Genomic DNA, 20071 nt, shown 5'->3' on the forward strand with positions numbered 1-20071 from the left:
AAGGCCCTGTCATGGCACGTCCCTTTACACCCAAAGTCATCACCGCCAACGCCTTGTTGGAAGGTGAAGTCGTCTATTTCACGGAAAACGACGACTGGTCGCCGATGCTGTGCAACGCCGAGGTGATCGAGGACGAAGCCCATGCCCAGCTGCGCCTTCTGGAGGCCGAGCGTCAGCAGGCACGGATCGTCGGTGCCTATCTGGCCGATGTGAACAACGGCGCCGATGGTCCCGAACCCAGCCATTTCCGCGAGAATTTTCGCCGCAGCGGCCCCTCGAACTACTTCCACGGCAAACAGGCGGAGTTGATCTGATGTATCGCTATAGTGATTTCGACGATGCCTTCCTGTCCGCCCGCAACGCGCAGTTCCGTGCCCAGGTTCAGCGCCGTATCGACGGGTCGCTGACCGAGGATGAATTCAAACCGCTGCGGCTGATGAACGGGCTCTATCTGCAGCTGCACGCCTACATGCTGCGGGTGGCAATCCCCTATGGCACGCTGAGCGCCGACCAGATGCGTCAACTGGCGCTGATCGCCGACAAGTTCGACAAGGGGTACGGCCATTTCACCACAAGGCAGAACATCCAGTACAACTGGCCGAAACTGCCTGAGGTGCCCGATATCCTTGACGCGCTGGCCGAGGTGAAGCTGCACGCGATCCAGACCAGCGGCAACACCATCCGCAACGTGACCGCCGATCATTTTGCCGGGGCCGCAGCGGATGAAATCGACGATCCGCGACCAGTGGCGGAACTGATCCGGCAATGGTCTACCGATCACCCGGAATTCCAGTTCCTGCCGCGCAAGTTCAAGATCGCCATCACCGGATCGCCCAACGACCGCGCCGTGACCCGCGCCCACGATATCGGGCTACGGATGGTTGAACGGAATGGCGAGGCCGGGTTCGAGGTGATCGTCGGCGGCGGTCTTGGCCGCACACCCGTGGTGGGCAAGGTGATCCGCGATTTCCTGCCCCGCGCTGATCTGCTGCCTTATCTGGAGGCGGTCGTGTCGGTCTACAACACGCTGGGACGGCGCGACAACAAGTACAAGGCGCGGATCAAGATCACCGTCAACGAAAACGGGATCGACGCGATACGCGACAAGGTCGAGACGCGGTTCGCAGACTTGCGGCGGCTGTTTACCGGCGTCGATCAGGAACTGCTGGCGCAGATCGAGGCGCATTTCGCCGCGCCCGAATTTGCTACCAAGGACGAAGCTCCCTTTGAGCTGGCCTATGCCAACAATCCGGTGTTCCGCTCCTGGGCCGACACCAACCTGTACGCTCACAAGGCACCCGGTTACGCTATTGTGTCGATTTCGCTTAAAGCGCACGGCCAGACTCCGGGCGATGCGTCCAGCGACCAGATGCGACTGATGGCCGACCTGGCCGACCGCTACGGACATGGCGAATTGCGCATCAGCCACGAACAGAACGTGGTCCTGCCGCATGTGCACAAATCCGACCTGCCCGCCTTGCACGCGGCGCTGAAACCCGCTGGCTTGGCAACCGCCAATATCGGGCTGATCAGTGATATCATTGCCTGCCCCGGCATGGATTATTGCGCGCTGGCGACCGCCCGTTCGATCCCGGTCGCGCAGCAGATCGCGGAACGGTTCGACGACCTGAAGCTGGAACATGACATCGGCCCGATGAAGATCAAGATCTCGGGCTGCATCAACGCCTGCGGCCATCACCATGTCGGCCATATTGGCATTCTGGGGCTGGACCGGGCGGGGGTGGAAAATTACCAGATCACCCTTGGCGGCGACGGCACCGAGGACACGGTGATCGGTCAGCGCACCGGCCCCGGTTTCGCCTATGACGAAATCACCGATGCGATCGAACGGATTATCCGCACCTATCTGGATCTGCGCGACGTGGCCGAAGAAACCTTCCTCGACACCTATCGCCGACTGGGCCCGGCCCCGTTCAAGGCTGCGCTCTATCCGGAGGCCACGAAGAAGAATGCCGCTTGAAGCCCCGTTCACCCCGGTCGCCGACCGGGTCATGCATCTGAATGCGCGTTATCGGCATCACGCCGCCAGCGCGGTGCTGAAACGTGCCATGAGCGATCCGCAGGTCGGCCGCATTGCAATGGTCAGCTCCTTCGGGGCCGAAAGCGTCGCGTTGCTGCACATGGTGGCGATGGTGGACCGCTCTACCCCCGTCGTGTTCATTGACACCCAAATGCTGTTTCCCGAAACGCTGGCCTATCAGCAAGACGTGGCCGGGCTTCTTGGCCTGACAGATTTGCGCATCATCCGCGCCGACAAGGTCACGCTGGATGCAGAAGATCCCTATGGCGCGCTGCATCTAAGCAATCCCGATGCCTGCTGCGATCTGCGTAAAACCCGGCCACTGGAACAGGCGCTGAAAGGGTTTGACGCCTGGATAACCGGGCGCAAACGGTTTCAGGGTGCCAGCCGCGCCACGCTGGATTTCTTCGAGAACGAAGAGGACAGGCGCATCAAGGTCAACCCGCTGGCCCATTGGGACAAGCAGGATGTGCAGGACTATATGATCAACAACCGGCTGCCCCGCCACCCGCTAATTTCCAAAGGGTATCCGTCGATCGGCTGCACCCCCTGCACCTCGCCGGTTAAGGCTGGCGAAAACGAACGGGCGGGGCGCTGGCGGGGCAGTGACAAAGAAGAATGCGGTATCCATCTGGTGGATGGCAAAATGGTAAGAATTGGAGCAGCATAATGAGCGTGATCGTGACCGATAATGGTTTTCAGACCGATGATTTCGCAGGTGACATCCTAGCGCTTGATGACGTGACCGATAGCGCCGCTTTGGCCATTGATCTTGACCCCGATGCCGATCCTCAAGACTTGGTGGACAGGCTACCGGTCCTGCACCTGATCCGCGTGGATTTCCCCAGTTTCGCCGATGGTCGCGGGTTCACCATTGCGCGGCAATTGCGGCTGATGGGCTTTACCGGGCGTTTGCGCGCCTGTGGCCATGTGATTTCAGACCAATACGCCATGGCCCGCCGGTCGGGATTTGACGAAGTGGAAATCAGCGATGATCAGGCCAGCCGCCAGCCCGAAGCGGAATGGACATTCCGCGCCAATTGGCAAAGCCACGATTATCAATCCCGGCTGCGCGCCGGGTGAAACCGTTTACGCCTTTCATCTGACATGGATCAAAGCTAACTGGGGACTGCCGGTTTACTGACCGGTTTGAAACATAATGACCGAGATGACCACCGTGACCGACACTGCGGCCCCTGCGCCCAAACTGCCCACCCTGCCCGACGCACAGACCGTGACCGAGGTTAAGCATTGGACGGATCGTTTGTTTTCCTTCCGCTGTACCCGGCCTGCATCGCTGCGGTTCCGATCGGGTGAATTCGTGATGATCGGGCTGATGGGCGATCCTGATCCCAAGACGGGCAAACAAAAACCGCTGCTGCGGGCCTATTCGATCGCCTCGCCCAGTTGGGACGAGGAACTGGAATTTTATTCGATCAAGGTACAGGATGGGCCGCTGACCTCGAAACTGCAGCATATCGAAGTGGGCGATCAGATCATCCTGCGCCCGAAACCCGTGGGTACATTGGTGCATGACGCGCTGCTGCCCGGCAAACGGATCTGGTTCTTTGCCACCGGCACCGGCTTTGCGCCCTTCGCCTCGCTGCTGCGCGAACCGCAGACCTATGAAGATTATGACGAGGTCATCATCACCCATACCTGCCGCGAAGCTGGCGAACTGCAATATGGTCATGACCTGATCGAAGCGCTTAAAGACGACGAACTGCTGAACGACGTGATCGGCGACGGGTTCTGGAAGAAGATCAAGTATTACCCCACCACCACCCGCGAAAAGAGCCCGAAAATGGGTCGGATCACCGACCTGATGCGCAAAGGCGAAGCGTTCGAGGATTTGGGCGTCGCGCCAATCAATCCGCAAGACGACCGCGCGATGGTTTGCGGAAATCTGGCCTTCAATCTTGAAATCAAGGCGATGCTGGAAGACTACGGCCTGGAAGAGGGTGCCAATTCGAAACCAGCGCAATACGTGGTGGAAAAAGCGTTTCTAGACTGATCGAGGTGCTGCGCGTTCTGCCGTCTTGATCGACAACACTGCAATATGAAAACGCCGCGCGAAGGATCGCGCGGCGTTTCTGTATTCGCGACCGGGCGGGTTTACAGCCCCAGTTTCGCCCGCGCGGCCTGCAGCGCCGCTTTCAACAGCTCGGGATTATCCTTGGCTTTTTCGATCGCCGCCTTGGTCACCATTTTGGTCGTCGCATTCAAATCAGACGCGTCGATATATTCCAGCGCCTTGTCCAGAGCGAACCCATCAACGGTGAACAGCTCCGCAGGATCAGTGGCTTCAGCGGAATCAGCTGTGGCTGCATCTTCCGTTGCCTCGGGGCTTTCGGTCATGGCCTCGCTGGCTGTTTCAGCCGCATCGCCCGCCGCGTCTGTGGCGGTGTCCATCGCCGCGTTTGCTGCATCGCGTGCCGCATCCGCAGCGGCGCCTGCGGCATCGCTGGCCGCTTCGGTCGCGCTTGCGCTGCCTTCAACCACCGCCTGAACCGCATCTTCTGCCGCTTCTGTGACGCCCTGAACGGTTTCCTCCACGGCTTGTCCGGCCGCTTCGGTGGCGTTCTCCACAGCGGTTTCAACCGCTTCCTGTGCAGATTCATTCGTGTCTTCGGTCACGTCTTCAACCGGCGTGGGGGCTTGCACGCTTGCTGCCGGGGTTTCGGCCACCGGGACCGGTTCGCTTTCCATATTTGGTTTGACGAACACAAAATACGCCGCTGCAATCACGATCGCCGCCAGCACTACCCAAATCGCATTTTTCATCTCAAATCACCTTTTCTTTCCGGGACCGGTTTGCGGCCCGTTCTATCCATGGTCACGACATGCCGACCAACCCTGTCGGCAACAAGGGGGAAAGTGCTAAAATTAAACGCATAGGCGAGGATTTGCCGCTTGAAGTAATCCGGCGAAATCGTTACGTTAGGTCCTCGAATTCGCCAACAATTGAAGGAAGAAAACCATAGCCCGCAGACCTCACAACGCGCCCCCGACGCGCGACACCGGCCCCCGTTACAACGAACGCATTCGTGCTACGGAAATCCGCCTGATCGGCGCTGACGGTGAAAATGTCGGTGTTGTCACCCCTGCACGCGCTATGGCCATGGCAGAAGAGGTGGGTCTGGATCTGGTGGAAATTTCGCCCAATGCCACACCGCCCGTGTGCAAGATCATGGATTTCGGCAAGTTCAAATATGAAACGCAGAAACGCGAAGCCGAGGCGCGGAAAAAGCAGAAGATCATCGAAGTCAAAGAGGTGAAATTCCGCCCCAACACCGATACGCATGACTATGAGGTCAAGATGCGCAACGTGGTGAAGTTCCTGGAAAGCGGCGACAAAGTGAAAATCACTTTGCGGTTCCGCGGCCGGGAAATGGCGCACCAGAATCTGGGTCGTGAACTTCTGGAACGCGTGGCAAAGGACATCACTGAAATCGGTAAGGTTGAAAACATGCCGAAGATGGAAGGCCGCCAGATGATCATGATGATCGGGCCGCTACCCAAATAATTTCTTGTGACAAGCCATTGAAACGCCCCCGGGTCAGGTTACCCTTGGGGGCGTTTGCATTTGAAGGGCGACCTGATGTGGGAAAAACGGTTTTCAGCAACGGATGACTACGTGTTCGGCACCGATCCGGCACGGTTCCTGACCGAACACGCCGAGTACCTGAAAATGGGCGCCACGGCACTGTCTGTCGCCGATGGTGAAGGGCGCAACTCGGTCTGGATGGCGCAGCAGGGAATGCAGGTCACCGCGCTGGAATTCGCGCCTTCGGCCATCGCCAAGGCGGAAAAGCTAGCGCAGACGCGGGATGTCCAGGTGGATTTCCGCCATGCGGACGTGTTGCGTTACGATTGGCCTGAAACTTATGATCTTGTCGCCGGTGTCTTCATTCAGTTCGTCGGCCCCGAAGAACGGCACAAACTGTTCGAAGGCATGAAACAGGCGGTCAAACCTGGCGGTCTGATACTGCTGCACGGCTATACGCCGAAACAGCTGGACCATGGCACCGGCGGACCGCCCTTTGTCGAAAACATGTATACCGAGGCCACCCTACGCACTGCCTTCGCCGGTTGGGACATCCTGGAATGCCGCGAATACGAACGCGAAGTGCAGGAAGGCCGCGGCCATTCAGGCATGTCGGCATTGATTGATTTCGTAGCGCGCAAACCAGGATAAACGCCCAAGTCTCAACCACCAATTTTTGGCAGGCTCCGCCGATTGAGCATTTTCCAGAACGATGAAAGAAACTTCTGCTCTTTCACTGTTCCCAAAATACTCAATGCCCAAAATACTCAATACCCAATGTAGCAAAGAAAACGGCGCGCCCGGATTGAGCGCGCCGTTCCAATTTTTCAGTCGCAATCAAGCAGCGGCAACCGCCCGCTTGGTCAATGTCTTGATCAGGCTTGCTCGATAGGCCGGAGTGCCATGCAGGTCGCCGATAAGCCCGTCTTGCGGCACGCTCAGCCCGTCCACGGCCTCGGGTGAGAAATTCGCCGACAGGGCCTCTTCTGCCTCGGTCCAGCGGAACACCCCCTCTTCCGATGCGCCGGTCACAGCAACACGGACACCATCGGCAGTCTTGGCAACGAACACACCGGTCAGTGCAAAACGCGACGCTGGCTGTTCGAACTTCTGGTAATTGGCCTTTTCCGGGATTGGGAATTTGACCGAGGTGATGATTTCACCTTCCTCCAGCGCCGTGGTGAACATGCCCTGGAAATAGTCATCCGCCGCGATCTCGCGCGCATTGGTCACCACCGTCGCACCCGAGCCCAGCGCTGCCGCCGGATAGCAGGCCGCCGGGTCGTTATTGGCCAGAGACCCGCCAATAGTGCCGCGATTGCGCACCGCCGGATCGCCGATCCCACCCGCCAGAGCCGCCAGCGCCGGATAGGCCCCGGCTTCGGCGGCCACTGTGGCATGGGTGGTGCCAGCACCAATGGTCAGAACCCCGCCCGCAGCCGAAACACCCTTCAGCGCGTCGATCCCGATCAGGCTTACCAGTTTCGATGGCGCGTTCAGGCGCTGTTTCATCGTCGGAATAAGGGTCTGACCGCCACTCAGCGGCTGGGCGTCTTCAGCCTTCAGGGCTGCCACGGCCTCTTCCACGGTGGCTGGTTTTTCGAACTCGAAATTGTACATCTTGTTTCCTCCCCTAAGGGTCTGGGGGCAAAGCCCCCTTTCCCAAGGTTGATATCACTTAACCGACTGGATCGCTTCCCAGACGCGCGACGGGCTCAGCGGCATGTTGATATGTTCAACAGGATATCCGCCACGATGCAATGCATCGATCACCCCATTGACCAGCGCGGGCGGTGATCCGATTGCCCCTGCCTCGCCACAGCCCTTCACCCCAAGCGGGTTATGGGTACAGGGTGTCTGGCAGGAATGATCGACATCGAAAGTGGGCAGATCCGAAGCCCGCGGCATTGCGTAATCCATGAAGGACCCGCTCAGCAACTGACCGTTGTCATCATAGGAGCAGTTTTCCAACAGCGCCTGACCGATCCCTTGTGCCACGCCGCCATGGACCTGACCTTCGACGATCATTGGGTTGATCACATTGCCGAAATCATCCGCCGCGGTGAAACCGAGAACCTCGACCGCGCCCGTGTCCGGGTCGACTTCCACTTCGCAGAAATAGGCCCCCGACGGATAGGTGAAGTTCGACGGATCGTAGAAAGCGGTTTCTTCCAGACCCGGCTCGATATCTTCCAGCGGATAATTATGCGGCACATAAGCAGCCAGGGTGACGTCACCCCAAGCAACCGATTTGTCTGTGCCAGCCACACTGAACTGTCCATCAGCCAGTTCGATATCGGCCTCTGACGCTTCCATCAGGTGGGCCGCGATCTTCTTGGCCTTATTGATCACCTTTTCCGCGGCACGGACCATGGCCGACCCGCCGACCGCGATTGACCGCGATCCGTAAGTACCCATGCCCATCGGCGTTTTCGAGGTATCGCCATGGACAATATCGATCTGGCTTTCATCGATACCGATCATTTCGGCAATCACCTGCGGGAAGGTGGTTTCATGCCCCTGACCGTGGCTGTGCGAGCCGGTCAGAACACTGATCGAACCGGTGGCGTTAACCCGCACCGTGGCGCTTTCATACAGACCCGCGCGCGCGCCCAGTTGCCCCACAAGGTTCGACGGCGCGATGCCGCAGGCTTCGATGAAATGGGCAACGCCCAGACCGCGCAGCTTGCCGCGCGATTTGCTCTCGGCCACGCGCTTGTCGAAATTGGCGTAGTCGCTCATCTCCAACGCCTTATCCAGCGTCGCGTGATAATTGCCGGTGTCATAAGTGACCGCCACAGGCGTGTCATAGGGGAACTGTTCCGGCTTGATGAAGTTTTGCCGGCGCAGTTCCGTTGGATCGACCCCCAATTCGCGCGCCGCCTTGTCGACAACCCGTTCCAACTGGAAGGTCGCTTCGGGTCGCCCCGCACCGCGATAGGCATCGACCGGAACGGTATTGGTGAACACGGCCTTTACGTTGGTGTAAACCAATGGCGTCGTGTAATTGCCAGCCAACAATGTCCCGTGCAGCCAAGTCGGAACAGACGGGGCGAAGGTCGACAGGTAAGCCCCCATATTGGCATAGGTTTCACAGCGCAGCGCGGTGAAATTGTTGTCCTTGTCCAGCGCCAGTTCGATTTTGGTCACGTGATCGCGGCCATGAGCGTCGGAAATGAACGCCTCGGACCGTGACGAGGTCCATTTCACCGGACGGTTCACCGCCTTGGCGGCAAAGGTCACGAAGGCTTCTTCGGCATAATGGAAAATCTTGGTACCGAACCCGCCGCCCACGTCGGGTGCAACCACGCGCAGCTTGTGTTCCGGAATGCCCAGCACGAAGGCCCCCATCAGCAACCGGATCACATGTGGGTTCTGGGACGTGGTGTAAAGCGTGTGATCATCCGTACCGCGGCTGTAATCACCAATCGCCACCCGCGGTTCCATTGGATTGGCGACCAGCCGGTTATTAACCAGTTCCAGCGTGGTGACATGCGCGGCATTGGCGATCGCTTCATCCACCGCAGCCTTGTTTTCCTCCACAAACCCCCAGTCATAGCAAAGGTTCGAGGTCAGATCGTCATGCACCTTGGTGGCGCCGTCCGCCAGCGCGGCTTTCATGTCCACCACGGCCGGCAATTCGTCGATATCGACCACGATCGCCTCGGCCGCATCGCGGGCCAGTTCCGGCGTTTCGGCCACGACGGCGGCAATCGGGTCACCGACATAACGTACCTTACCTTCGGCCAGAACCGGGTGCTTGGGTTCCTGCATCGGTTCACCGAACTTGTCGGTCACCTGCCAGCCACAGGGAATACCGCCCACGGCTTCAAAGTCCTTCGATGTGAACACCCTGAGCACGCCGTCCATCGCTTCGGCGGCTGAGCTATCAATATTGGTAATAATGCCATGCGCGACGTCAGAGCGCAGGAAATGGACATAGGTCTGCCCCGCGATATTGATGTCGTCGGTATAATTACCGTCCCCGGTCAGGAACCTTACGTCTTCGCGCCGCTTCGAGCTGGCGCCGATGCCATGATCCTTCGGCATAGTGAATCCTCCCTAGATCGGAACAGGTTTACCCTGCCCCTTCACTGTTCTGAAAATACTCAAATACCGCGCGCAAACCGCGCGGCTTCCGGTCACTCGGCTGCGACCGCAGGCACGTCCTGACCACTGGCGGCCATAATCGCGCGGACAATATTGTGGTACCCGGTACAGCGGCAGATATTGCCTTCCAGGTAATCCCGAATCTCGGCCTCGCTCGGCTTGGGATTATCCTTAAGCAGCGCGGCTGCCGACATCACCATGCCCGGGGTACAGAACCCGCATTGCAGACCGTGGTAATCCTGAAACGCCTGCTGAATGACGTTCAGCGTCCCGTCCGGTGCAGCCTGACCTTCAATCGTCGCCACCTCGGCGCCGTCGGCATCAAGCGCAAACATGGTGCAGGATTTCACCGCGGCGCCATCGACGTGAACCACGCAGGCTCCACATTGCGACGTGTCGCAACCCACATGAGTACCCGTCATGCCAAGGTTTTCACGCAGGAATGCCGACAGAAGCGTACGCCCCTCGACATCACCTGACACCTTGCGGCCGTTCACTACCATACTCACTTCTGTCATCGTGCCCTCCCTAAGCCGATAAAATTTTCTACATGCTTGGATGATTGTATTGGATTAAGAACTGAAAACTTTTTTCAGCCAACCCTTTTTCTCGCCATCTTCACCTTCTGCCGCGGCGTCATCCGCCTCACCCGGGCCTTCCACGACCTGCTGGAATCGTTCGAAAAACTGGTCTGCCATTTTCTTGGCAAAACCATCAATGATACGGCTTCCCAGCTGCGCCAGCTTGCCGCCGACCTTAGCTTCGACATCGTAAATCAGCTTGGTACCGCCCTCGGGCAGATCTTCCAGAGACACTTTCGCACCGCCCTTGGCGAAGCCTGCCGCGCCGCCCTTGCCTTCCCCGGTCAGGGTCAGACTGTCGCCCTCGACGATATCGGACAGGCTGACAGCGCCCTTAAAGGTCGCTTTGACCGGACCGACCTTCTGCATAACGGTCGCTTCGAATCCTTCTTCGGGCGACCCCGTCATTTCCTGGCATCCGGGCACGCATTCCTTGAGTACATCTGCAGAAAGCAGTGCCGCCCAGACGGTTTGACGGTCCGCATTGATCTCGCGGGAATCAGTCAGATGCATAGATGGGTCCTCCTTGTTATGGACGAGCTAATCTCAAACGCGGCATGATGGCTATGCTACTAAGGGCGTATGACCCTGACTGAAACTGCTTTGGGATACGACCTTTGACTAGTATGCGCCGAAGATCAGGCTTGATATTGTGAACGATAACGCTCCGTTTCGGTATAAGGCAAGGTGATGACACACAGTACGGCTTCGTCCAGTCCGTCCGAAATCCAATCGGCCCTTGTTGTCGATGACCACCCGCTGTTTTGCGACGCTCTGGCTATGACATTGCAGGCGGTGACCGGCACCGCAACGATCCGCGCCACCGCAAGCCTCGAAGCCGCCCTGAGCGAAATTCACCAAAATGGTAACCCCGACATCGTGGTGCTGGATCTGAACTTGCCGGATGTGAAGGGCTTTGACGGGCTGATCCGCCTGAAAACCGCGACACAGGCACCGGTGATCGTCGTTTCTTCGATGAGCGATAATCGGGTGATCACATCCGCGATCAAATCGGGCGCTGCCGGTTTCGTGCCCAAACACAGTCAGCGCGATGTTTTTGCCGCCGCGTTCGACGCAATCCGTCGCGGCGAAGTGTTCATCCCCGACGGGTATGACCTGCTCGACGACGCGGCCGATCTGGATGGCAATGACGCCGCCGCCCGGCTAGCCACCCTGACCAATCAACAGGCCCGCATTCTGCAACTGATCTGCGAAGGCAAGCTGAACAAGCAAATTGCCTATGACCTGTCCATCGCTGAAACCACGGTCAAGGCCCATGTCACGGCCATCATGCGCAAGCTGGGAGTGCAAAGTCGGACTCAGGCGGTGCTGATCGCCAATGAAACGAGCTTTAGTACGATCTTGCAAGACAGCAGTTAAACCGCGACTATCGTGGGGAGGAAAAATGGGAGGAGAGTGGATGGACCAGTTCGCGGGTCCGTCACAAGCGGTTCGCTGTGCGCCTGAAATCGTGCGCACAGCCAATGTCGTGTGCACCGTTGCCGATCCCGTTCAGGATCTGTCCCGCGCCCTTGGCGATGTCGATTTCGACCTCGTGCTTTTGTTCGTGTCGCCACAGGCGGATATCGCACAGATCGCGTCCCGGTCCATCGAAGTGTTCAACGATAGTCTGGTTCTGGGCTGCACCACGGCGGGCGAATTGAATTGCGATGGCTATTCGGACGGCAGTATTGTCGCGGTGGGGTTCCCCCGCGCGCAGTTCCGCGCCCGTATGTTGCAGGTGGATGATCTGGGCGACTATGACGCGCAGACCCTGATCGACCGGATGATTCAGGGCCGCAATGCCCTGATGCGGGACGTTCCCGACTGGGATTATGAGTTCAATTTCCTGATGATTGACGGGCTGTCTCGCTGCGAAGATAAACTGACCGCCGATCTGGCGCTCGGACTGGGACCGGTACCTCTTTTTGGTGGCTCGGCCGGAGACGGGGAAACCTTCGAAACGACATTCCTGATCGCCAATGGCAAGGTCCTGCGCAACGCCGCAATTGTGGCCCAAATTCGCACGATTTGCCCTATCAAGGTGTTCAAAAGCGACCACCTGATCCCGACCGAACAGCGCATGGTGGTGACGGGCGCCTATCCCGAGCAGCGGCTGGTTTACGAAATCAATGCCGAACCCGCAGCACGGGAATATGCGCGCGTGCTTGGCAAAGATCCTGAACAGCTCGACACGTTCACCTTTGCCGCCCATCCGGTGGTGGTGCGGATTGGCGATCAGCATCATGTCAGGTCGATTCAAAAGGTCGCCGAAAACGGTGATTTGTGTTTCTTTTCGGCAATTGATGAAGGTCTGGTACTGACTCTGGCCGAACCATTGGACATGGTCGAGCACCTGAAACAGGAAATGCAGGCCCTTTCGGTCGGTGGTGCCCCTGATACCATCCTCGCCTGTGACTGTCTGCTGCGCAAAGTTGAGGCAGAACAGAAACAAATCAAGGGACAGATATCCGATATTTTAGCAAAAAACCGGGTTGTGGGCTTTTCCACCTATGGCGAACAGTTAAACTCGATGCATGTAAATCAGACGCTGACCGGCGTTGCCATTTATCCGCCCGAGCATTCTACAAAAACAGGCTGAAGCCATGAGCCATTCCCTGATTGATCCGCGTGATTCCACCGAACGGCAGAATGAAAAGCTGATTAAGATCACCGAGTCGCTGATGCGGCGAGTGGAACGGAGCGGCGACGAGTCAGGCGCGGCCTATGCCCAGTTTCAGCGTGCCGTCATTCTGGAAGAAGAGGTGCGCGCGCGGACCCGGGATCTGGCCCGAGCGCTGGAGCTTCTGAACGAATCCAACGCCAAGCTGGCACAGGCCAACCGCGAAACCGAAGCCGCCCAGACCAACCTGACCAATGCCATTGAAACCGTGCAGGAAGGCTTTGCGCTGTTCAATTCCGATGAAAAACTGGTCATGTGCAACAGTCGTTTCGGAATGCATATGCCCGACATCCGCGACAAAATGGTGCCCGGTCTAAGCTTCCAGGACTATGTGCGTCTGGTCAGTCATTCACAGTTCATATCGCTGGGTCAGGCCGAAACGCCCGATCAATGGGCCGCGCGCCGGATGGAACGGCACATGGATCACCATGTCATCTTCAACGCCCGCATGGTGTGGAACCGATGGGTTCAGGTCAGCGAACACCGCACCCCCGACGGCGGCACGGTCATCCTGCAAACCGACGTTTCCGATATCATGCGGCTGGAACGGCGCGAACGGGACCGTATGCTGGACGATCAGGCCAAACTGATCCGCGCCACGCTGGATCATCTGGACCAGGGCGTTTGTATTTTCGACAGTCAGGCGCGGCTGATCGGCTGGAACCAGCGCGCCAGTGAATTATTGTCGATCCCACTGGGGCGATTCCGCATGGGAATCAATTTTCTGATGCTGTTTGAACGGTTCCGCAACGAGGTCAGCTTCGAAGATGGCATGTCGGGCCAGAAGATCGAAGACTGGGTACGCACAGAAAAAGAGCGCCCGCCACTGTCATTCGAATTGCAACATAGCAACTCCAAGATTCTGACCGTTTTCGCCCAGGAAATGCCCGACAAGGGTTTCGTGTTTTCCTTCACCGATGTCAGTGCGGAACGCTCGGCCGTTCAGGCGGTCTATAATGCCAATGAAATGCTGGAGCAGCGGGTCAACGAACGCACGTTAGAACTGGAAGACGCGCTGGCCGAAGCAGAACGGGCGAACGCGTCGAAATCCCGCTTTGTTGCCGCAGCCAGCCATGACCTGCTGCAACCGCTTTCGGCTGCCAAGCTTTATGTTGGATCGGTCGCAGCGGATCATCCAGATTCCGAGATCCGCTCGGTGCTCGACCGCGCCAACAACGCGCTTGTCAGTGTCGAAAGCATCCTGGGCGCGTTGCTCGATATTTCGAAACTGGATTCGGGCCGGGCCTCGGTTCATGTCGGGCAAGTGCCGCTGATGCGGATCATGACCCAGTTGCAGGACGAACTGGCACCGATGGCACAGCACAAAGGACTGGAATTGCGCATGGTGCCGTCTTCGGCAGTGGTGAGTAGCGATGCCACCTATCTGCGCCGTATTTTGCAAAACCTGATGGCAAACGCGGTCCGCTATACCGAAACCGGGCGTGTTTTGGTCGGGGCCCGGCACCTGAAGAACACGATCCGGATCGAAGTGCATGACACCGGGCCTGGCATCCCTGAAGATCAGCAGGACCTGATCTTTCGAGAATTTCATCGGGTCGACAGTCTCAGCAGCGCCTCTGAAGGGCTGGGTCTGGGACTGGCGATCGTCGAACGAGCCTGCGCTTTGCTGCAACACCCGCTGCAAATCCGCTCGACCCCCGGGCAGGGTACGATGTTTTCGGTCGAAGTCCCATTGACGCAACGCGAAAACGAAGCGGCGCGGCAAACGGCGGCGCAACGGGTAATGCCATGTGACAGCCTGGAAAACATGATCGTGCTTCTGGTTGAGAACGATGCGGAGCTGCGCAATGCTCTAACCCTTGCGATGGAACATTGGGACGTCACCGTTCTGGCCTGTGCAACTGAGCCCGAAGCGCGAAGCCTGATCAACGAATTTGGTGTCACCCCGGATGCGATTGTGGCCGATTATCAACTCGATGACGACGAGCTGGGCACCGATCTGATCGACGCCCTGCGCGCCGAATTTGGACCGATCCCCAGTTGCCTGGCCACCGCCAACCGTTCGGTCGAAGTTACTCAGGTCAGTCAGAAGAACGGAATTCACCTGATGCACAAACCCATCGCCCCGGCCGAGTTGCGCGCCTTTCTGTTAAGAGCGTTCCGTCAACCCCTAGGGAAATAGCCTGTCCGGTCAAGACCACGATATATACTTAGGTCGTTCAGGCACCCTGCCAAAACGGGTATCCCATCCTTTTGAAGGGACAGACTTAACTCCCCAGAATTGCTAGGCTTTCGGATAAGGATCGGGCTGCCCGGTTCCAAACACCGCCCATTTTTACGCCGCCCTCCCTCCCTGTAACGTAGGCGCGCGTAAAACGGGCATTCGGAATATGGGCATACAGACCCTAATACGGCGCAAGCCTGCCCAAATCAGTAACGTAACTATTGGTATCGTTTAACAGTGCCCGAATCGTCTTTTTACACTTCTCGCACGGAAGGCTCGACAGAGCGTGCCGCTCTTAATAGGGTGTCACAAAGTGCAGCGCGCGGGATCGAAAAAAATGACGACTTGGGTATCGATGAAACTGGGCGGGGCATGGGTAGTTCCAGAGTACTGATGGCGATCGCCGCCGTCAGCTTCTTGCTGGTGGTATTTCAAACCATTGATGTTGTGCGAAAAGTTCAGCAGTTGCGCGGCGCGTACAGCGAAAACGTGCAATGGTCGCTGAGCCAGTCCGAAGTCGAATTTCTGACCTATCGCAACAGCATCCACGAGGCCAAACCGGATGACGCCGAAAGCCTGGACCTGGTGCGCCAGAAATTCGACATTTTCTACAGCCGTATAGACGTTTTTCAGGTCTCCCCGACCTTTGACAATCTGCGCGGCCAAGAAAATTTCGACACCGCGCTCACCGCGGTCCGCAATTTCCTGTCGCGCACCGTGCCGGTGATCGACGGCGGCAATACAACCCTGGCGGCGGGATTGCGCGATCTGGATCAGCGCGCCGCTGATCTTGCCCCTCAGGTGCGGCGACTGGCCGGTTCAGGGCTTCTGCTCTATGCTGAAAAGCGCAAAGAGCAGCGCAATCAGATTTCCAGGACCCTGATGATCCTGGCGGCGACATCCGCGCTACTGATGGGTACGTTGGTGCTGCTGGCCTATTATTACAATACGCTGAACCGCAGATCGGATGAACGCCGGCGTCAGGTTCTCGAAGCCAGCCAAAGAACCCGCGCGGTGATTTCGACAGCGTTGGATGCGGTGATCGTTGCCGATGAACACGGAATCATCGAAGAATTCAACAACGCTGCCGTGGAAATATTCGGCTATAGCCGGGACGAGGCGATCGGCTGCGAAGTGGCCGATCTGATTGTTCCGGACCACTTTAAAGAAACTCATCAGAAGTCGATGGACCGCGTCCGAATGGGCGGTCCATTCCACGTGGTCAACAAGGGCCGGGTCCGGTTGGACGCCAAACGCCGCAATGGCGATCTGTTCCCCATCGAACTGGCCTTGCAGAAAAGCGAAGTGAACGGTCGCCGTTTCTTTATCGCTTTCATCCGCGACATTTCTTACCGGGTCCGGTCGGAACAGGATCTGATCGAAGCGCGCGATCAGGCCTTGGCTGGCGAAAAAGCGAAATCGCGGTTCCTTGCGGTGATGAGCCACGAAATCCGCACCCCGCTGAACGGCTTGCTGGGCAATCTGTCTCTGATTCAGGACACCCCGCTGAACCAAAGCCAGAAATCCTATGTGGAAAACATGGCCACATCGGGCAAGCTGCTGATGGACCATATCAACGACGTGCTGGATATCGCACGTTACGAGGCTGGCAAACCAATCCTGCGCAATCGCCCAACAGATCTGCAAAACCTGGTTTCGGCGGTTTTGACAAGCCTGAGGGATCAGGCCAACAGTCGCGGCAATAAGCTTGAGACCGTATGGTTTGGGCCCAAGCGGGAATGGGTCCAGACAGACCCGGGCCGCATCCAGCAAATCCTGATTAACATCGTAAGCAACGCGGTCAAATTCACCAAAGACGGCGATATCACCGTCGAAATACACACCGATCCCGACTCTGACATTGTCGAATTCCGGGTGGTAGATACCGGCATGGGCATTTCCGAAGAGGACATGAAAAGCGTGTTTGACGATTTTGTCACCAGCGACAGCGCCTATAACCGCGAAGCGGGCGGCACCGGGCTGGGACTGGGTATCGTCAAGCGCATCACCGCGATGCTGAACGGCGAAGTCGGTGCCGAAAGCGTGCTGGCGGAAGGATCTACATTCTGGGTCCGCATTCCAATGGCAGACGCCGAAGCCCCGCCCGCAACGACCGCACCCGACATTGATCAACTGAACCAGAACAATGCCCGGGCAGATACCGGGGACGCAGAAAACGACCTACCCGCCGCCCCCGAACAACCAGCGAACGGTCCCGGCCTCGACATCCTCGTGGTCGAGGATAACGAAATTAACCGTAACGTCGTGCGCGAAATGCTAAAACGTGAAGGCCACAGGATCGAAGAAGCCTATAACGGCCAATTCGGTGTCGAAAAGGCCGCTGAAAAAACATTCGACTTGATCCTGATGGATATTTCGATGCCGGTTTTGGACGGGCGCGAAGCCACCCGGCGCATCCGCGCCGAAAATGGCCCATCGTCCAAGACCCCGATCGTGGCACTGACCGCCCATGTTCTGCCGGAAAATGTAGCCGAGTTTTTGCAAGACGGTATGCAAGATGTCATGGCCAAACCGTTGATGCGGCAGGATCTGGAACGGATCATCCGCACTCATACGAAATTGCCACGACAGGATGCGGTGCCGCAATCGTCACGATCTCCCGATGCTGCCCCGGACCAGCAATTGATCAATCCGGACACCAATGCCGCACTGCGCGAAAGCGTCGATTCTGCTTATCCGATGTTGCTGTCACAAATGACCGACGAACTGACCGACCTCGTCGACTGGCTGCAGGACGACGGACAGGACTTGGCGGAGATCGCGGATCGCTGCCATAAATTCGCCTCCAGCGCGGCCTTGTTCGGCGCCGAACGATTGCGGCAAGTGCTGATCGAAATCGAATTGGCCGGTAAACGCGACGACAGCGCCACCGTTGCGGGACTGCGGAAAACGCTGCCTGAACTGCTGCGCGACACGCTCGATGCGCTGGAAAAGATCTGAGCCTAGCCGATCAGAATGCCTTGAAAGTCAGCGTCGTCAACGACCGTTCAATGCCATCTATATGCAGCAGGTTTTCATTGATGTATTTGCCGATATCTTCACCTTTGGGGATATACAGCTTGATCAGCAGATCATATTCGCCGCTGGTCGAATACAGTTCGGAATGGATTTCGCGCAGGGCGATTTCCTCGGCCACCTCATAGGTGGTGCCGGGTTTGCAGCGAATCTGGATAAATACGCAGGTGCTCATGGGGCTCGTTCCTCTTTGCGCCAAGCTGGCACGTCCACGCTGGCGCTGCAACGATGATTTGCATTCCCGTATCGGGGCCTATTGCAGCCTTGGAAATGCCCCCGCCCCGGCCTATAAACCTGCGACAGCAACAGGAGACCCGACATGCGGACGGCCAAGATCACGCGCAAGACCGCGGAAACCGATATCTCGGTCGAGATCAATCTCGATGGGACCGGGGTCTATGACAATAAGACAGGCGTGGGATTTTTCGATCATATGCTGGATCAGCTGGCACGCCACTCGTTGATCGACATGACCATCCGCGCCAAGGGCGACTATCATATCGATGACCATCACACGGTCGAAGATACCGGTATCGCCCTGGGTCAGGCGCTGACTCAGGCTTTAGGTGACAAGAAAGGCATCCGGCGCTATGGCGAATGCCACCTGCCGATGGACGACGCACAGGTGCGTTGCGCACTCGACCTGTCCGCGCGCCCCTACCTGATCTGGAACATGGATTTCGAGGCGTCCAAAATCGGTACCTTCGACACCGAACTGGTGCGAGAATTTTTCCAGGCGTTCAGCACCCATGGCGGCATCACATTGCATGTGGACCAGATCCATGGCTTCAACGCCCACCACATCGCCGAAGCCGGTTTCAAGGCGGTGGCGCGCGCGCTGCGGCTGGCGGTGGAAACCGACCCTCGCAAGGCAGATGCAATCCCCTCTACCAAAGGGGCATTGTAAGCAGCCGCGGGGATACGCAGCCGCTTGCAATGACGTGCGCCCGTACCGGACGCGTTGGATTTTCTTCGCCTGAACGCCGCGAAATGGGGGCCCTGCCCCCAAACCCCCGGAGTATTTCGACCAAGATGAAGTTCAAAATGCCCTTTTCGTTTCACCTTGGCGCAAATACTCCCGCCGGAGGCGAAAACCCGAGCGAATTTGGCGAAGACAAATTCGTGAGATATGATGCGCGCGCCCTGGCGCGCACAATCAGGTCCGGCGCTTACCGGCTCCCGCCGCTTGACCTCAGCGGTTTTTCGTTTCAGGTGAAGTCTGCAAAGACAAAGGATCTCGGCCCATGCTGACAGCGATTGTGGATTACGAAAGCGGCAACCTGCATTCGGCGGAAAAAGCGTTTCAGCGTATGGCAGCGGAGACTGGTGCCGGCGATGTGGTGGTGACCTCCGACCCCGACCTGATCCGCAAGGCCGACCGCATCCTGCTGCCCGGCGACGGTGCTTTCCCGGCTTGCCGCGCAGCGTTGTTCGACCATCGCGGCGTGTTCGAGGCGATGGAAGAGGTCGTGATAAAGGGCGGCAAGCCGTTCCTGGGCATCTGTATCGGCATGCAGATGATGGCCACCCGCGGGCTGGAATATAGCGAAACCCCGGGTTTCGACTGGATCGGCGGCGATGTTGTCAAAATCACCCCTTCCGACCCCGCGCTAAAGGTGCCGCATATGGGCTGGAACGATCTGGTCATCGACCAACCTCACCCGGTTTTTGACGGGATCGAAAGCGGAAACCATGCCTATTTCGTGCATTCCTATCACATGCAGGTGACAAATCCCGCGCATTTGCTGGCGCATGTGGATTACGGTGGACCGATCACCGCCATCGTTGGACGCGATAACCTTCTGGGCATGCAGTTTCATCCGGAAAAAAGCCAGAAAACCGGGCTGCGGCTGATCGCCAATTTTCTTGGCTGGAAACCCTGACACAC

Annotated in this window: 19 protein-coding genes; 13 read left to right on the plus strand and 6 right to left on the minus strand. The window is 57.9% G+C overall.

Annotated features, from left to right (window positions below):
* The first annotated feature begins 11 nt into the window (after positions 1–11).
* The 5 genes from VOI23_RS06635 (at position 12) to VOI23_RS06655 (ending at position 4055) form a co-directional block, all read left to right on the plus strand.
* Entirely contained in the window at positions 12–314 is a 303-nt protein-coding gene (locus VOI23_RS06635; RefSeq protein WP_323783346.1) for a DUF2849 domain-containing protein, read from the plus strand.
* The gene (locus VOI23_RS06640; RefSeq protein ID WP_323783348.1) at positions 314–1981 is read left to right on the plus strand and encodes a nitrite/sulfite reductase; all 1668 of its coding nucleotides are present in this window, start codon (positions 314–316) and stop codon (positions 1979–1981) included. The genes VOI23_RS06635 and VOI23_RS06640 overlap by 1 nt, the downstream gene beginning before the upstream one ends.
* Positions 1971–2711 carry a phosphoadenylyl-sulfate reductase gene (locus VOI23_RS06645; protein WP_323783350.1) on the plus strand — a complete coding sequence of 247 codons (741 nt, stop codon included), beginning with the start codon at positions 1971–1973 and terminating at the stop codon, positions 2709–2711. The genes VOI23_RS06640 and VOI23_RS06645 overlap by 11 nt, the downstream gene beginning before the upstream one ends.
* On the plus strand, positions 2711–3124 hold the full coding sequence (locus tag VOI23_RS06650) for a DUF934 domain-containing protein (RefSeq protein WP_323783352.1): 414 nt from the start codon (positions 2711–2713) through the stop codon (positions 3122–3124). The genes VOI23_RS06645 and VOI23_RS06650 overlap by 1 nt, the downstream gene beginning before the upstream one ends.
* 76 nt (positions 3125–3200) lie before the next feature.
* On the plus strand, positions 3201–4055 hold the full coding sequence (locus tag VOI23_RS06655; protein WP_323783354.1) for a ferredoxin--NADP reductase: 855 nt from the start codon (positions 3201–3203) through the stop codon (positions 4053–4055).
* Positions 4056–4156: 101 nt separating this feature from the next.
* Here VOI23_RS06655 and VOI23_RS06660 read toward each other — a convergent pair whose 3' ends face one another.
* A complete protein-coding gene (locus tag VOI23_RS06660; protein WP_323783356.1) occupies positions 4157–4825 on the minus strand; it encodes a translation initiation factor 3 in 669 nt (222 codons plus the stop codon).
* A gap of 196 nt (positions 4826–5021) precedes the next feature.
* On the opposite strand from VOI23_RS06660, the gene infC reads away from it, so the two are divergent.
* Positions 5022–5567: a translation initiation factor IF-3 gene (gene infC / locus VOI23_RS06665; protein ID WP_323783719.1), complete on the plus strand. Its 546-nt coding sequence runs from the start codon at positions 5022–5024 to the stop codon at positions 5565–5567.
* Between the two features lie 75 nt (positions 5568–5642).
* Complete coding sequence (locus VOI23_RS06670; protein WP_323783358.1) at positions 5643–6239, plus strand: class I SAM-dependent methyltransferase; 597 nt, start codon at positions 5643–5645, stop codon at positions 6237–6239.
* Positions 6240–6425: 186 nt separating this feature from the next.
* Here VOI23_RS06670 and VOI23_RS06675 read toward each other — a convergent pair whose 3' ends face one another.
* The 4 genes from VOI23_RS06675 to VOI23_RS06690 all read right to left on the minus strand — a co-directional run bounded on the left by VOI23_RS06675 (position 6426) and on the right by VOI23_RS06690 (position 10792).
* On the minus strand, positions 6426–7208 hold the full coding sequence (locus tag VOI23_RS06675; RefSeq protein WP_323783360.1) for a xanthine dehydrogenase family protein subunit M: 783 nt from the start codon (positions 7206–7208) through the stop codon (positions 6426–6428).
* A gap of 54 nt (positions 7209–7262) precedes the next feature.
* Entirely contained in the window at positions 7263–9638 is a 2376-nt protein-coding gene (locus tag VOI23_RS06680) for a xanthine dehydrogenase family protein molybdopterin-binding subunit (RefSeq protein ID WP_323783362.1), read from the minus strand.
* Between the two features lie 92 nt (positions 9639–9730).
* The gene (locus tag VOI23_RS06685; RefSeq protein ID WP_323783364.1) at positions 9731–10216 is read right to left on the minus strand and encodes a (2Fe-2S)-binding protein; all 486 of its coding nucleotides are present in this window, start codon (positions 10214–10216) and stop codon (positions 9731–9733) included.
* A gap of 54 nt (positions 10217–10270) precedes the next feature.
* Positions 10271–10792, minus strand: a complete 522-nt coding sequence (locus VOI23_RS06690; RefSeq protein WP_323783366.1) for a carbon monoxide dehydrogenase subunit G — start codon at positions 10790–10792, stop codon at positions 10271–10273.
* Positions 10793–10969: 177 nt separating this feature from the next.
* Between VOI23_RS06690 and VOI23_RS06695 the strand changes: the two genes are divergently transcribed.
* From VOI23_RS06695 to VOI23_RS06710, 4 genes are all read left to right on the plus strand, one after another.
* A complete protein-coding gene (locus tag VOI23_RS06695; protein WP_323783368.1) occupies positions 10970–11659 on the plus strand; it encodes a response regulator transcription factor in 690 nt (229 codons plus the stop codon).
* Positions 11660–11699: 40 nt separating this feature from the next.
* On the plus strand, positions 11700–12881 hold the full coding sequence (locus VOI23_RS06700; protein WP_323783370.1) for an FIST N-terminal domain-containing protein: 1182 nt from the start codon (positions 11700–11702) through the stop codon (positions 12879–12881).
* A gap of 4 nt (positions 12882–12885) precedes the next feature.
* Positions 12886–15105 carry a PAS-domain containing protein gene (locus VOI23_RS06705; protein ID WP_323783372.1) on the plus strand — a complete coding sequence of 740 codons (2220 nt, stop codon included), beginning with the start codon at positions 12886–12888 and terminating at the stop codon, positions 15103–15105.
* A gap of 414 nt (positions 15106–15519) precedes the next feature.
* Positions 15520–18108 (plus strand): hybrid sensor histidine kinase/response regulator, encoded by a 2589-nt coding sequence (locus tag VOI23_RS06710; protein ID WP_323783374.1) that lies wholly within the window; start codon positions 15520–15522, stop codon positions 18106–18108.
* Between the two features lie 10 nt (positions 18109–18118).
* Here VOI23_RS06710 and VOI23_RS06715 read toward each other — a convergent pair whose 3' ends face one another.
* Positions 18119–18358 carry an Lrp/AsnC ligand binding domain-containing protein gene (locus tag VOI23_RS06715; RefSeq protein ID WP_323783376.1) on the minus strand — a complete coding sequence of 80 codons (240 nt, stop codon included), beginning with the start codon at positions 18356–18358 and terminating at the stop codon, positions 18119–18121.
* Between the two features lie 144 nt (positions 18359–18502).
* Here VOI23_RS06715 and hisB point away from each other — a divergent pair, with 144 nt between their 5' ends.
* Together hisB and hisH are read left to right on the plus strand one after the other, a co-directional pair.
* Positions 18503–19090: an imidazoleglycerol-phosphate dehydratase HisB gene (gene hisB / locus VOI23_RS06720; RefSeq protein WP_323783378.1), complete on the plus strand. Its 588-nt coding sequence runs from the start codon at positions 18503–18505 to the stop codon at positions 19088–19090.
* Between the two features lie 337 nt (positions 19091–19427).
* Positions 19428–20066, plus strand: coding sequence for an imidazole glycerol phosphate synthase subunit HisH (gene hisH / locus VOI23_RS06725; protein WP_323783380.1), 639 nt, complete (start codon positions 19428–19430; stop codon positions 20064–20066).
* The last annotated feature ends 5 nt before the right edge of the window (positions 20067–20071 follow it).

Origin of the sequence: Thalassovita sp. (assembly GCF_034670005.1) — a bacterium.
Lineage (GTDB): Bacteria > Pseudomonadota > Alphaproteobacteria > Rhodobacterales > Rhodobacteraceae > Thalassobius.

Excerpts from the sequence above, each read along its gene's own strand:
- VOI23_RS06635 (WP_323783346.1), top strand. The coding sequence starts at position 12 with ATGGCACGTCCCTTTACACCCAAAGTCATCACCGCCAACGCCTTGTTG.
- VOI23_RS06640 (WP_323783348.1), top strand. The coding sequence starts at position 314 with ATGTATCGCTATAGTGATTTCGACGATGCCTTCCTGTCCGCCCGCAAC.
- VOI23_RS06645 (WP_323783350.1), top strand. The coding sequence starts at position 1,971 with ATGCCGCTTGAAGCCCCGTTCACCCCGGTCGCCGACCGGGTCATGCAT.
- VOI23_RS06650 (WP_323783352.1), top strand. The coding sequence starts at position 2,711 with ATGAGCGTGATCGTGACCGATAATGGTTTTCAGACCGATGATTTCGCA.
- VOI23_RS06655 (WP_323783354.1), top strand. The coding sequence starts at position 3,201 with ATGACCGAGATGACCACCGTGACCGACACTGCGGCCCCTGCGCCCAAA.
- VOI23_RS06660 (WP_323783356.1), bottom strand. The coding sequence starts at position 4,825 with ATGAAAAATGCGATTTGGGTAGTGCTGGCGGCGATCGTGATTGCAGCG.
- VOI23_RS06670 (WP_323783358.1), top strand. The coding sequence starts at position 5,643 with ATGTGGGAAAAACGGTTTTCAGCAACGGATGACTACGTGTTCGGCACC.
- VOI23_RS06675 (WP_323783360.1), bottom strand. The coding sequence starts at position 7,208 with ATGTACAATTTCGAGTTCGAAAAACCAGCCACCGTGGAAGAGGCCGTG.
- VOI23_RS06680 (WP_323783362.1), bottom strand. The coding sequence starts at position 9,638 with ATGCCGAAGGATCATGGCATCGGCGCCAGCTCGAAGCGGCGCGAAGAC.
- VOI23_RS06685 (WP_323783364.1), bottom strand. The coding sequence starts at position 10,216 with ATGACAGAAGTGAGTATGGTAGTGAACGGCCGCAAGGTGTCAGGTGAT.
- VOI23_RS06690 (WP_323783366.1), bottom strand. The coding sequence starts at position 10,792 with ATGCATCTGACTGATTCCCGCGAGATCAATGCGGACCGTCAAACCGTC.
- VOI23_RS06695 (WP_323783368.1), top strand. The coding sequence starts at position 10,970 with ATGACACACAGTACGGCTTCGTCCAGTCCGTCCGAAATCCAATCGGCC.
- VOI23_RS06700 (WP_323783370.1), top strand. The coding sequence starts at position 11,700 with ATGGACCAGTTCGCGGGTCCGTCACAAGCGGTTCGCTGTGCGCCTGAA.
- VOI23_RS06705 (WP_323783372.1), top strand. The coding sequence starts at position 12,886 with ATGAGCCATTCCCTGATTGATCCGCGTGATTCCACCGAACGGCAGAAT.
- VOI23_RS06710 (WP_323783374.1), top strand. The coding sequence starts at position 15,520 with ATGGGTAGTTCCAGAGTACTGATGGCGATCGCCGCCGTCAGCTTCTTG.
- VOI23_RS06715 (WP_323783376.1), bottom strand. The coding sequence starts at position 18,358 with ATGAGCACCTGCGTATTTATCCAGATTCGCTGCAAACCCGGCACCACC.
- hisB (WP_323783378.1), top strand. The coding sequence starts at position 18,503 with ATGCGGACGGCCAAGATCACGCGCAAGACCGCGGAAACCGATATCTCG.
- hisH (WP_323783380.1), top strand. The coding sequence starts at position 19,428 with ATGCTGACAGCGATTGTGGATTACGAAAGCGGCAACCTGCATTCGGCG.